The 12,969-nt window shown below is 68.7% G+C and carries 12 protein-coding genes and 1 tRNA gene; 4 read left to right on the forward strand and 9 right to left on the reverse strand.

What is annotated here, in order from left to right:
* Positions 1–71: 71 nt before the first annotated feature.
* From BMZ18_RS04650 to BMZ18_RS04665, 4 genes are all read left to right on the forward strand, one after another.
* Positions 72–1,010, forward strand: coding sequence for a LysR family transcriptional regulator (locus BMZ18_RS04650; RefSeq protein WP_068104128.1), 939 nt, complete (start codon positions 72–74; stop codon positions 1,008–1,010).
* Between the two features lie 25 nt (positions 1,011–1,035).
* Positions 1,036–1,938: a tRNA glutamyl-Q(34) synthetase GluQRS gene (gene gluQRS / locus BMZ18_RS04655; RefSeq protein ID WP_074921805.1), complete on the forward strand. Its 903-nt coding sequence runs from the start codon at positions 1,036–1,038 to the stop codon at positions 1,936–1,938.
* Positions 1,939–2,051: 113 nt separating this feature from the next.
* Positions 2,052–2,681, forward strand: a complete 630-nt coding sequence (locus tag BMZ18_RS04660) for an RDD family protein (protein WP_074921807.1) — start codon at positions 2,052–2,054, stop codon at positions 2,679–2,681.
* A 96-nt stretch (positions 2,682–2,777) separates the two neighbouring features.
* Positions 2,778–3,515: a queuosine precursor transporter gene (locus BMZ18_RS04665; RefSeq protein ID WP_068104134.1), complete on the forward strand. Its 738-nt coding sequence runs from the start codon at positions 2,778–2,780 to the stop codon at positions 3,513–3,515.
* Positions 3,516–3,566: 51 nt separating this feature from the next.
* Here the strand turns inward: BMZ18_RS04665 and tgt are convergent, their stop codons facing one another.
* The 9 genes from tgt to BMZ18_RS04705 form a co-directional block, all read right to left on the reverse strand.
* A complete protein-coding gene (tgt, locus tag BMZ18_RS04670; protein ID WP_068365850.1) occupies positions 3,567–4,793 on the reverse strand; it encodes a tRNA guanosine(34) transglycosylase Tgt in 1,227 nt (408 codons plus the stop codon).
* Positions 4,790–6,670: an ABC transporter ATP-binding protein gene (locus BMZ18_RS04675; RefSeq protein WP_082895228.1), complete on the reverse strand. Its 1,881-nt coding sequence runs from the start codon at positions 6,668–6,670 to the stop codon at positions 4,790–4,792. Before BMZ18_RS04675 ends, tgt begins: the two co-directional genes overlap by 4 nt.
* A gap of 38 nt (positions 6,671–6,708) precedes the next feature.
* Positions 6,709–8,442, reverse strand: coding sequence for an ABC transporter ATP-binding protein (locus BMZ18_RS04680; protein ID WP_068365852.1), 1,734 nt, complete (start codon positions 8,440–8,442; stop codon positions 6,709–6,711).
* A gap of 4 nt (positions 8,443–8,446) precedes the next feature.
* The gene (locus BMZ18_RS04685) at positions 8,447–10,762 is read right to left on the reverse strand and encodes an MMPL family transporter (RefSeq protein WP_068365853.1); all 2,316 of its coding nucleotides are present in this window, start codon (positions 10,760–10,762) and stop codon (positions 8,447–8,449) included.
* Between the two features lie 46 nt (positions 10,763–10,808).
* Positions 10,809–11,432, reverse strand: coding sequence for a TetR/AcrR family transcriptional regulator (locus BMZ18_RS04690; RefSeq protein WP_068365854.1), 624 nt, complete (start codon positions 11,430–11,432; stop codon positions 10,809–10,811).
* A gap of 115 nt (positions 11,433–11,547) precedes the next feature.
* On the reverse strand, positions 11,548–11,682 hold the full coding sequence (locus tag BMZ18_RS20155) for a hypothetical protein (protein ID WP_280141951.1): 135 nt from the start codon (positions 11,680–11,682) through the stop codon (positions 11,548–11,550).
* 133 nt (positions 11,683–11,815) lie between these two features.
* A complete protein-coding gene (locus BMZ18_RS04695; RefSeq protein ID WP_068365855.1) occupies positions 11,816–12,493 on the reverse strand; it encodes a YceI family protein in 678 nt (225 codons plus the stop codon).
* 100 nt (positions 12,494–12,593) lie between these two features.
* A tRNA-Ser gene (locus BMZ18_RS04700) sits at positions 12,594–12,684 on the reverse strand.
* 57 nt (positions 12,685–12,741) lie between these two features.
* A complete protein-coding gene (locus tag BMZ18_RS04705; protein ID WP_068365856.1) occupies positions 12,742–12,939 on the reverse strand; it encodes a CsbD family protein in 198 nt (65 codons plus the stop codon).
* Positions 12,940–12,969 lie beyond the last annotated feature (30 nt).

A 12,969-nucleotide genomic window follows, 5' to 3' on the forward strand; every position in this document is an offset into this window, starting at 1 on the left:
CCGAGTATCGGCGGTCGTGCGCTCGCACCACAATGGACGCTCCCGCACGACGAGCCTGCAAAGATGCACACATGTTCCCGATCGGTCGGTCGCTCCCCAGCGCCGACGACCTGCTCGTGCTGCTGGCCGTCGGCCGCAGCGGACGGTTCACGACGGCGGCGGACACCCTGGGCGTCAACCACACCACCGTCTCCCGCCGGATCGCGTCGCTCGAACGCGCGCTCGGAGGTCGGGTGCTGGTCAAGACGTCCGGCGGATGGGAACTGACCGCCCTCGGACGGCGAGCGCTCGACGCCGCGGAGCACGTCGACGGCGTCGTGCGCGGGTTGGTGGACCCCGACGGTGCTCCGCTGGGCGGCGTCGTGCGCATCTCCGCGACCGACGGCTTCAGTGCGTACATCGCCGCGCCCGCCGCGGTGGAGGTACGACGACGGCACCCGGCCGTCTCGGTCGAACTCATCGCGGCCACCCGACGGGCGTCGGAGGCGCGGTCGGGCATGGACATCGAGGTCGTCGTCGGGCAACCGCGCGTCCACCGGGCGGAAGCGATCCGGGTGGCCGACTACTGCCTCGGCCTCTACGCGACGCGCGAGTACCTCGCCCGCCACGGCACACCGGCCAACCGGACCGAACTCGAGACGCATCCCCTGGTCTACTTCGTCGACTCGATGTTGCGGGTCGACGATCTCGACCTGGCCCACACCGGCGCCGGAACCGGCGTCCGGCTACCCGCGATGGCGGGGTCCGTCAGCTCCACCAACGTCTTCGTCCACATCGAGGCCACCCGCGCCCACGCGGGCATCGGCCTGCTCCCCTGTTTCATGGCGGACCGGCACGACGACCTGATCCGCGTCCTCCCCGACGAGGTCACCGTCACCCTCGCGTACTGGCTGGTGGCGCGGACCGACACGTTGCGACGCCCGGAGGTGGCCGCCGTCGTCGACGCGATCCGGGCGCAGGCACGCTCGCGCACCGCCGAGCTGCTCGGCCGCGCCGGGGCGGCGCGGTGACGATGCGCGCCGCCGGAGCGGCGCGGTGACCGGTGCGGGCCGGTTCGCACCGAGCCCGTCGGGCGATCTGCACGTCGGCAACCTGCGCACCGCGGTGTTGGCGTGGCTGTTCGCACGCCGGAGCGACCGGGCGTTCCTCATCAGGATCGAGGATCTCGATCGGGTGCGCGAGGGGTCGGCGGCACGCCAGCTGGCCGATCTCGCCGCGCTCGGTCTCGTCTCCGACCAGCCGGTCCTGACCCAGTCGTCGCGCCGGGCGGCGTACGACGGCGCGATCGCGACCCTGCGCGCGGCCGGCCGGGTGTACGAGTGCTTCTGCACGCGTCGCGAGATCCAGCAGGCGGCCTCGGCCCCGCACGCCCCCCAGGGCGCGTACCCCGGCACCTGCCGGAATCTGACGGACGCGGAGCGGGACGAGCGACGACGCGCGGGCCGACGCGCGGCGCTGCGACTGCGAGCCGACGTCGCCACTGCGACGGTGCACGACGTCCTGCTCGGCCCGTACACCGGCGTCGTCGACGACCTGGTCCTGCGTCGTACGGACGGCGTGCCGGCCTACAACCTGGCCGTCGTCGTCGACGACGCGTTCCAGGGCGTCGACCAGGTCGTGCGCGGCGACGACCTGCTCCCGTCGTCACCTCGTCAGGCGTATCTCGCGGGCCTGCTGGGCGTGCCTGTCCCGGAGTACGTCCACGTCCCCCTCGCGCTCGGGCCGACGGGCGCACGCCTGGCCAAACGGGACGGCGCCGTCACGCTGCGTGACCGGCTGGACGCGGGCGCGACGGCCGGGGACGTCCTGGCCGAGATCGCCCGCTCGATCGGCGTGGACGAGTCGACGTCGTCGTGGTCGATCGAGGACGTCGCCGACGTATGGTCGCCGAGCCGACTGCCGCGCGAGCCGTGGTACGTGCTCGGTCACCACACCTAGGGGTCCCGACTGTGCGTCGCACCTGACACCAGGGACGTCGTCGCCTTATTGTGAGCGGGAACAACAGGAGTTCCCAGCCCAGCGACGACCCCCCAGCGACGAGGTAGGCAGCGATGACCAGTGGCGGTTTCGACCCCGGCAAGGATCCGCAGAACCTCGGTGGCTATCCCCCGCCGCAGGGCAACTACCCGCCCCCGCAGGGCAGCTATCCCCCGCCGCAGGGCAACTACCCGCCCCCGCAGGGCAACTACCCGCCCCCGCAGCAGCCGTACCAGGGCGGCGGGTACCCCACGCCGCCGCAGTTCCAGAACACCGGACCCGGCGCGGGACGGCCGGGCACGTTGGGCCGTCGGTTCGGAGCGCGTCTGATCGACGGCATTCTCGTCGGCATCGTCGTCGCCGTGCTGTCCCTGCTCACCGGCACCGAGAACAGCATCCTGGCGACGGGCCTCTTCTCCGGCTTCCTGCTGTTCGTGTACTTCGTCGCGATGGAGGTCACGCAGGGCGCGACCCTGGGCAAGAAGATTCTCGGCCTGTCGGTGCGCGGACCCGGCGGAGGGACGATCACCCTGCAGCAGTCCGCCATTCGGAACGCCTTCATGCTGCTGACGATCATCCCCTTCCTTGGTGGGCTGCTCGCGTTCATCGCGTACATCGTCATCGCCGTGACCATCAACTCGAGCCCCACCAAGCAGGGCAAGCACGACGAGTTCGCCGGCGGCACGCAGGTGGTCGAGGCCTAGTCCGTCACGACACCACCGCGACGCTTCTCGACCGACCGGGCGCGAATCCCCTTCCGGGATTCGCGCCCGTCGTCGTCTCGGTGCTTGGATCGACCGGTGACTGCTACCAACACCACCGACACCGACGGTGACACCAAGTCTGGGCAGGTCGCGTTCGCCCATGTCAGCCGCGGGTACTACCCGACGATCGTCGCGCTCTTCGTCGCGACGCTGCTGATCTCGAACGTGGCCGCCAGCAAGGGTGTCGCCTTCTTCGGCACGTCCGAGCTCGCGCTCGGCCCCCTCCAGATCCTGCCCATCAACACCGACGGCGCGTTCTTCCTCTTCCCCCTCGCCTACATTCTCGGCGACGTGCTGTCCGAGGTGTACGGCCTGAAGGCCGCGCGCCGCGCCATCTACCTCGGCTTCGGCTCCCTGCTGCTGATGTCCGTCTGCTTCTGGGTGGCCATCGAGCTGCCCGCGGCCTCCTTCTACGAGAACCAAGCAGCCCTCGAGACCGTGGTCGGCGTCGTGCCGCGCCTGGTTCTCGCCGGACTCGCCGGCTTCGTCGTCGGCCAACTGCTCAACGCCGTCGTGCTGGTGAAGATCAAGGAACGCACCAAGGAAAAGCACCTCTGGGCGCGCCTGATCGGATCCACCGTGGTGGGCGAATTCTTCGACACCCTGATCTTCTGCGCCATCGCCGCCGGCGTCATCGGCATCTCCACGTGGGCGGACTTCGTCAACTACGTCGTGGTCGGATTCCTGTGGAAGACGCTCGTCGAGGTGATCGTCCTGCCCATCACCTACGCCGTGATCGGCTACATCAAGAAGCGCGAACCGACGTACGCCTGACGGCCCGTGCGCCTTTTGCGCATCCAGGGATGCGCAAAAGGCGCACGGACGCTAGTAGAACCGGCCGAGGGTCTCGGCCTTGAACTCGTCGAACCGACCGTCGTGGATCGACGCCCGGATGTCGTCGACCAGGCGCACCGTGAAGCGTTCGTTGTGGATCGTCGCGAGCGTGGAGGCCAGCATCTCCTTGGCCTTGAACAGGTGGTGCAGATACGCGCGCGTGTAGTGCGCGCAGGTGTAGCAGTCGCAGTCCCCATCGAGCGGCGTGAAGTCCCGGCGGAAACGCGCGGTGTTGACGTTGTACCGCCCGTCGCGGGTATAGATGGCCGCGTTGCGGGCCACCCGGGAGGGATTCACGCAGTCGAACGTGTCCGCCCCGTTCTCGATGGCGACGAAGAAGTCGTCCGGCTCGCTGATCCCGAGCATGTGGCGCGGCTTGTGTTCGGGCAGTTCCTCGTTCACCCACCGGACGATCGCGCCGAGATTCTGCTTCTCGAGCGCCCCTCCGATGCCGTAGCCGTCGAATCCGCGTCCCGACTCGCCGACGATCGACTCGAGTCCGCGCGCGGCCTGGCGGCGAAGATCCTCGTACTGCGCGCCCTGGACCACCCCGAACAGGGCTTGGTAGGGCTTGTCCGCTCGCTCGCGGGTCAGACGCTCGTGCTCGGCGATGCAGCGCACCGCCCAGGCCTGCGTCCGGTCCAGCGAGAGTTCCTGGTACGCACGGGTGTTCATCAGCGTGGTCAGCTCGTCGAACGCGAACATGATGTCCGCACCGAGCTGGTGCTGGATCTGCATCGACACCTCGGGGGTGAAACGATGACGCGATCCGTCCAGGTGGGACTTGAACGTCACGCCGTCGTCGTCGACCCGAGCGAGTCGCTCCTTGCCCTCGGCGATCACGTCGTCGGACTGCACGCGCGAAGCGTCCATCGAGATGACCTTCTTGAACCCCACGCCGAGGGACATCACCTGGAAGCCGCCGCTGTCGGTGAACGTCGGTCCGTCCCAGTTCATGAACGCACCCAGGCCGCCCGCCTCGTCCACGATGTCCGGCCCCGGCTGCAGGTACAGGTGATAGGCGTTGGCCAACAACGCCTGGGCGCCCAGTTCCTTCATCGTTTCCGGCAGAACGGCTTTCACCGTCGCCTTCGTTCCGACGGCGATGAACGCCGGGGTCTCGATCGTGCCGTGCGGCGTGCGCAGCGTGCCCGTGCGCCCCAGCTGTCCGTCCAGTCGGGTTCCGACGGTGAAGAAATCGTCCTGCGGTGCGCTCACGATCCCATCGAACCAGACGCCACCTGCTGCTCCTGCAGGCCCGAGGCCGACAGCCGATGGTAGGCGCCGCGAGCGGCGAGCAGCTCCTCGTGCGTGCCCTGCTCCACGATGGACCCGTTCTCCATGACGAGGATGAGATCCGCGTCCCGAATGGTCGAGAGCCGGTGCGCGATCACGAAACTCGTCCGATCGCTGCGCAGCGCCGCGGTGGCCTTCTGCACGAGCAGTTCGGTCCGCGTGTCCACGGAGCTGGTGGCCTCGTCGAGAATCAGCACCGAGGGGTCGGCCAGGAATGCCCTCGCGATGGTGATGAGCTGCTTCTCGCCGGCGCTGACGTTGCCGCCCTCCTCGTCGATGACGGTCTCGTACCCGTCGGGCAAGGAGTGGACGAAGCGGTCCACGTAACTGATGCGAGCGGCCTCCATGACCTGCTCGTCCGTAGCGTCGACGTTGCCGTAACGGATGTTCTCCCGGATAGTCCCGCCGAACAACCAGGTGTCCTGGAGGACCATGCCCGTGCGAGATCGCAGCTGGGCTCGGGTCATGTCGCGAATGTCGACACCGTCGAGGGTGATGGAGCCGGAATCGACGTCGTAGAACCGCATCACGAGATTGACCAGAGTGGTCTTGCCGGCGCCGGTCGGGCCGACGATGGCAACCATACGGCCGGGTTCGGCAACGAACGAGAGGTTCTCGATCAGCGGCCGCTCGGCGTCGTAACGGAAGGACACGTCCCGGAACTCGACCCGTCCGCCGCCGGCCGAGCCCCGGGCGTCCGCCGGGTCGACCTCCTCTTCCTCGGCGTCGAGGATCTCGAAGATGCGCTCGGCGGAGGCGACGCCGGACTGCAGCAGGTTCACCATCGACCCGATCTGCGTCAGGGGCTGGGTGAACTGCCGGGAGTACTGGATGAACGCCTGCACCTCACCGAGACTCAGACTGCCCGACGCCACCCGCAGACCACCGACGACGGCGATGGCCACGTAGTTGAGATTCCCCAGGAACATGATGGCGGGCATGATGATTCCGGAGATGAACTGGGCACGGAAGCTGGCGCGGAACAGACCCTCGTTGCTCTCGTGGAACACCCGGGCGGTCTCGTCCTGTCGGCCGTAGGCCTTCACCAGTTCGTGTCCGGTGTAGGCCTCCTCGACCTGGGCGTTCAGCGAGCCCGTCTGCGTCCACTGAGCCACGAAATGGGGCTGCGACCGCTTGGCGATCACCGCGGTCACCAGCACCGACACCGGCACCGTGAGCAGGGCGACGAGGGCGAGCAGCGGCGAGATCCACAGCATCATCCCGAGGATGCCGACCACGCTGATGACCGAGATCACCAGTTGGCTCAGCGTCTGTTGCAGGCTCTGCGAGACGTTGTCGATGTCGTTGGTGACCCGCGAGAGCACATCGCCACGCTTGGTGGAATCGAAGTAGCGCAACGGAAGTCGGTGGATCTTGGACTCGACCTCGGTGCGAAGCCGCTTGATCACGCGCTGCAGGGCGATGTTCAGCAGGTAGCCCTGGAACCACTGCAGCACCGCCGACGCGACGTACAGCGCGAGCACGATGAGCAGGACTCGGCCCACCGCGTCGAAATCGACTCCCCGGCCGGGCACCAGGTCCATCGCCGAGATCATGTCGGCGCGCGACGAATCCCCCTGCGCGCGAAGCCCGTCGACCACCTGCTCCTTGCTCAGCGACGGATCGAGCGATCGCCCGACGATGCCGTCGAAGATCAGGTCGGTGGCCCGGCCCAGCACGCTGGGCGCGACAACCGTGAGCACCACGCTGGCCACGGCCAAGAACAGGATCACCGCGAGGACGGCGCGCTCCGGAGCCAGGCGCCCGACCAGTCGCTTCACCGACGGTCCGAAGGTCATCGCCTTCGTGCCCGGCGCCCCGGGTCCGGCGGGCCGCGTCACGACACACCCGCCGCGCTGCGCTGCGAATCCACGATCTCCGCATAGGTCGGACAGGTCTCGAGGAGCTCCTCGTGCGAACCGTTCCCGACCATACGACCGTCGTCGAGAACGACGATCCGGTCGGCGTCGCGCACGGTCGAGATCCGTTGCGCCACCACGAGAACGCACGACTCGCGGGTGATCGGGGCCAACGCCGCCCGCAGACGAGCATCGGTGGTGAGGTCCAGGGCGGAGAACGCGTCGTCGAAGACGTAGACGGCGGGCCGACGGATGACCGCGCGGGCGATGGCGAGGCGCTGGCGCTGACCTCCCGACACCGTGGTTCCCCCCTGGGCGATCGCGGTGTCGAGCCCGTCGGGCATGGCCCTGACGAAGTCGGCCGCCTGAGCGACCTCGAGCGCCTCCCACATCTCGGCCTCCGTCGCGTCCTGTTTGCCGTACCGCAGGTTCGACGCCACCGTGCCCGAGAACAGGTACGGACGCTGCGGCACCAGGCCGATCTCGGCCCGCAGCACCGCGGGGTCGAGATCGCGGACGTCGGTTCCGCCGACGCGCACGACGCCCGTCGTCGCGTCGATCAGGCGGGGCACCAGGTTGATCAGGGTCGACTTGCCGGACCCGGTGCTGCCCACGATCGCCGTCGTCGTACCGGGGTCGGCGCGGAACGACACGTCGCACAGGACGGGCGATTCCGCTGCGGGGTAGGCGAAGCCGGCACCGACGAACTCGACGGTGGAGGGCGAGGTGGCGAACGGCTGCGGGCTCGACGTCGGCACGACCGACGACGACGTCGCGAGCACCTCGGAGATGCGCTCGGCACAGACGCCGGCGCGCGGGATCATCATCGCGATGAACGACGCCATGATGACCGACATCAGAATCTGCATCATGTAGCTGAGCAGTGCCGTGAGCGACCCGATCTGCATCCGGCCGTCGTCCACCGCGTGCCCGCCGAACCAGATGACCGCCACGCTGGTGACGTTCGAGATGAGCATGACGACGGGGAACATCAGGGCCATCAACCGACCGACCTGCAGGGCGGTCGCGGTGAGGGCGGTGTTCGCCTCGTCGAATCGCCGGATCTCGTACGGCTCCCGCACGAAGGCGCGGACCACGCGGATACCCGTGATCTGTTCGCGCAGAATGCGGTTGACGGAGTCGATCCGCTTCTGCATCACCTTGAACGCCGGGATCATGCGCGCCACGACGATGCCCATCGCGATGGCCAACCCGGGCACGGCGACGCCGAGCAGCCAGGAAAGCCCGAGATCCTCGCGCAGCGCCATGACGATGCCGCCCACGCACATGATCGGGGCCATCACCAGGATGGTGCAGCCGGCGAGCACCAGCATCTGGACCTGCTGCACGTCGTTGGTGTTGCGGGTGATGAGCGACGGCGCCCCGAACGTACCGACCTCCCGCGCGGAGAACGTGCCCACCCGATCGAGCAGCGCACCGCGGAGATCCCGTCCCGCTGCCATCGCTGCCTGCGCCCCGCAGTACACGCCACCGATCGAGCAGGCGATCTGCACGGCGGAGACCGCGAGCATGATCGACCCGGTCGACAGGATGTAGCCCGTGTCGCCGAGCGTCACACCGTTGTCGATGATGTCGGCGTTCAGGCGCGGCAGGTACAGCGAGGCGGCGGTGGCGACGAACTGCAGGACCACCACGCCGAGCAACAGCCGTCGGTACGGCGCGAGGTAGCGACGGAGCAGCGGGATCAGCACCGCATCAGCCTGTCACCTGTTCCTTCTCCCGTTCCACCGTACGAACCAGCTTCTCGCCCTCGATGTCGACGTTGGGCAGGATGCGGTCGAGCCAGCGCGGGAGGTACCAGGCCTTGTCGCCCAGCAGCGCCATGACCGCCGGGATGAGGACCATGCGCACCACGAAGGCGTCGAAGAAGACGGCCGCGGCCAGGGCGAAGCCGATGGACTTGATGAACGCGTCCGGTTCGAGCATGAACGCCGCGAACACGGAGATCATGATGACCGCGGCGGCCGCGACGACGCGCGCTCCGTACTTGAAGCCGGTCACGATCGCCTCGCTCGCGTCGGCACCGTGCACGTAGGCCTCCCGCATCCGCGAGACCAGGAACACCTGGTAGTCCATCGCCAGACCGAACACCACACCGATCAGGAAGATCGGCATGAAGCTGACGATCGGCTGCGGGTTGGACACCAGGCCCAGTCCGCCTTCCTGGAACAGGAACACGGTGGCACCGAAGGTCGCGAGCACGCTGAGCAGGAAGCCGAGCGTCGCGGTGAGCGGCACCAGGATGGAGCGGAAGACCACCATGAGCAGCAGGAACGCGAGTCCGACCACGACGGCGAGGTAGGGCACCAGCGCGTCCTGCAGCCGCTCCGAGACGTCGATCTCGAGCGCGGTCTGCCCGGTGACGCCGTAGGTCACGCCGTACTGCGACTCCAGGTCGCCCTCGGCGCCGCGCAGGGCGGTGACGAGATTCTGCGTGTCCTCGCTGATGGGCGAGCTCTTCGGGGTCACCGACACCAGTGCGGTGTCGCCCGCCGGGTTGAGACCGGCCTGCTGGGCGTTGGCGACGTCGGGCTCCGACGACGCCCGCTCGACGACGGCCGCGAACGCCGCCGCGCGATCGGCCTCCGGCACCGCGCTGCCGTCGACCACCATGAGCAGCTGACCGTTGCGGCCCGGGCCGAAGCCCTTGTCGATCAGGTCGTACGCCTCGCGGGCCGGTGTGCCCGGTTCCGCCGTGGCGACGGACGGCAGGGCCAGTCGCAGCGACGTCATGGGGCCGGCGATGACGCCGAGCACGATCACACCCAGGACCAGGACGATCGCCGGTCGCTTCAGCACGATGCGGACCCAGCGCAGACCGTTGGTCGGCTTGTCGCTGTGTTCGGGATCCGGGACGGTACGGATCTTCCCGGCGAACGCCTTCCGGCCGAACAGGCCGAGCACCGCGGGCAGCATCGTCAGCGCCACCAATACGGCGACGAACACGCCGAACCCGGCCGCGAGACCCATCTGGGAGAGGAAGGGAATGCCGACCACCCGCAGCGCGACCAGCGCGATGAGGACCGTCGTCCCCGCGAACACCACGGCGCTACCCGCGGTGCCCACGGCCCGCCCGGCGGCTTCCTCCCGATCCTCGGTCGCCGAGAGCTCGTTCTTGAATCGCGCGACGATGAACAGCGAGTAGTCGATGGCGACGGCCAGACCGATCATGATCGCGAGGATCGGCGTGAACTGGGTCAGCTCTGCGAAGCCCGACGCCGTGGTGATGGTGAGACTGGTGACGCCGATACCGACGATGGCCGTGATGAGCGGCAGGCCGGCGGCGACGAAGGATCCGAACATCACCACGAGGACGACGGCCGCGACGGCCAGACCGATGAGCTCGGCCGTCCCGCCCGGCGGGCTGGCCGACTGCATGGCGCTGCCGCCGATCTCGACGGTCAGGCCCGCGTCACGGGCGGGCTGGGCGGCGTTCTCGAGGTCGGTGCGGGTCTGGTCGGTGATGTCGGTGACCGTGCCGGAGATCGGCACGGTGACGATGCCGACGGTCTTGTCGGGCGAGAGCGGTGAGACTGCTGCGGCATCGGCCGCGGCCACGTCCGGCGGCGCGCCGGCCTGCGCGTACTGATCCACGATCGCCTGATTGCCCGCGACCGGATTCAGCAGCGGCTGCGCGCCCTCCGGCACGGGACCGGCGGCCGGATCGACCTTCGCGCTGTCCTTCACGGCACCGATGCCGCGGATGTTCGCGATGGTGGCGTCGATGGCCGCGGTGGCCTCGGGGCTCTCCAGGGTGGTTCCGGCCGGCGCCTCGAACACGTACTGGGCGGAGGCCGCCGTCAGCGGGTTCTCGCCCCCGCCGAATCGCTCGGACTGCAGGTCCAGGGCCTGCTGCGCCGGTGTCCCGGGGATGGAGAACGACGTGCTGGTGGGGCCGGACAGCGTCGCGGCGCCGACGCCGGCGAGCACGAGGATCGCGAGCCAGATCGGCAGCACGATGCCTTTGCGTCGGTACGCGAACCGCCCTATGCGGTACAGGAAGGTGGCCACGGGTTTTGCTCCTCGGTCGGATGGTTCGACGGTCGGGTGGTTCGAGTCAGACGGACGGGGACGGGCCCGGGAGGGGCGTGTTGAACCCCTGCTCGAGCTGCTGCAAGGCGTGTTCGACGACCGCGCGGGCCGATCGGTGCTCGGGATCCTCGGCGACGTAGGCCAGCGCGGCGCTCACGGCGGCGCCGACGGAGGCCTGGGCGAGGGTGGGGAAGAGATCGCGGCGGGCGTCGAGGCCCGTGCGCTCGGCGACCACCCGACGGAACTCGTCGGACAGCGACTTGTCGAAGGCGAGCTTCTTGGCCAGGAGCGACGGCGTCTCCTCGATGAAGCGCGCCGTCTCGATGGTCTCCGCCAGTTCGCGCTCGGGGGCGGTCACCACCTCGAGCAGCAGGTACCGCACGGAATCCCAGAAGTTCTCGTCCGCGGGGCGGTTCTCGAGCAGGTCGACCCACTCGAACGCTGCCTGCTGGAGATGGAAGAGCGCGGCCTCCTCCTTGCTGGAGAAGTAATTGTGGAACGTCCGCGTGGAGACGCCCACGTGGGCTGCGATGGCCTCGGCGGTCACGCCGTCGAAGCCCAGTTTGCGCCCGAGGCTGACCGCCGCGGCGCTGAGTGCGCTGCGTGTCTCCGCCTTCTTGCGGTCACGCAGGCCGGGTTCCGTCGTCACCGCACCCAGGGTACGGAACTTGCGCAGCTCGGCAAGTTTGCAGACGAACGCAATTATGTGACGGTCCCCACCCCGTCAAGCGGTGTCGCCGGGCCGGTGGCGGGGTACCGGCGCGTCAGCTCCGGTCGGAGAAGAGATGGGTGTAGTCGGGCTTGGCGACGGGGGTGCTCGCCTCGGCCGCGGGCGTCTCGGTGACATCGCCCTCGGCGGACGCGTCGACGGGTGCGAGGAAGAGCGGAGAGGAGTCCATGTGACCCTTTCGGGCAAGGGGAGGGAGCGCAGAGTGCCGAAGAGTTCGATGCCCGAACTCGGCGCGCTTCGATCTCGACCCTACGCCATGTCCCGGTCGACCGGATCGCCCCCGCCCCGGCGCGCCGATCGCGTCAGTTCTTCGCCAACGTCACCAGGAAGTCGACCGTGCCGGTGGGCTCGACGGTCACGAATCCGAGCGACGGCGGCTCGACGCCGAAGTCCGTCCAGGTGACCGGAATGCCGCCCGAGGCAACGAGATTCGCGCCATCACGCAACACCGAGGCGTCGACCGTCACCGGCCGGGTCTGCCCCTTGAGCGTCAGTTCGCCGGTGAGGGGGACGGTGGCGGTGGTGCCGTCGGTGGGCACCGACGACAGGTCGACCGGCTCGGTGACGGTGAACGTCGCCGTCGGGTTCGCCGCGACGTCGAAGATGTTGCCGCGGAACTGATTGTCGCGGCGGTCGCTGTCGGTGGTGATGGTGCCCGTCTGCACCACGATCTCGCCGGCGGTGAGCGTCGACCCGTCGACGGTGGCGGATCCGCTGACGTCGCGCGTGGTTCCGACGACCGTGACGTCGGCGCCGTTGAGCACCTCGGCCACGGTGTAGCCGGCGGACGTCGGGTTGCTGTCGGAGCCCGGCGTGACGGTCCACTCCCCGTCGAGGTCACCTTCCGCGGCACGCGCACCCTCGGTGGACACCGTGGCCGCGGGGTCGCTGCTCTCGAACGAGGCGTAGATGCGCGGCCCGACGAACAGGGCGATCACTGCGACGACCACGACGGCTCCGACGATCCACCACTTCTTCATGGGGTCGATTTTAGTTGTGGTTTCAACGATCCGCGCGGTCGCGAGCTGGGAATTGCCTGTGAAACGACGAAACCCCCCGGTGTGACGGGGGGTTTCGTTCTGGCGGTGGCGGAGGGATTTGAACCCTCGGACGGGGGTTACCCGTCACACGCTTTCGAGGCGTGCTCCTTAGGCCGCTCGGACACGCCACCGCCGATAAGGCTACCGGAGGGGGTGCGCGATCGAGAAATCGCGGCCGGAGCAGGGCCTCAGTGGCCGGTGAGCTTGTCCTTGATGTTGGACGCGGCGTCCTTGACCTTCTCCACGCCGTCCTTGACGGCGGAGGACGCCTGGTCGCTCTGACCCTCGGCGCGGAGCTGGTCGTCGCCCGTGGCGTTGCCGGCGGCTTCCTTGCCCTTGCCCTTGAGGTCTTCTGCCTTGTTCGAGATCTTGTCGTCCAAGCCCATGGTGCTCTCCTGTTCGTCCCGAAGGACAGT

This window comes from Rhodococcoides kroppenstedtii (genome assembly GCF_900111805.1).
Lineage (GTDB): Bacteria > Actinomycetota > Actinomycetes > Mycobacteriales > Mycobacteriaceae > Rhodococcoides > Rhodococcoides kroppenstedtii.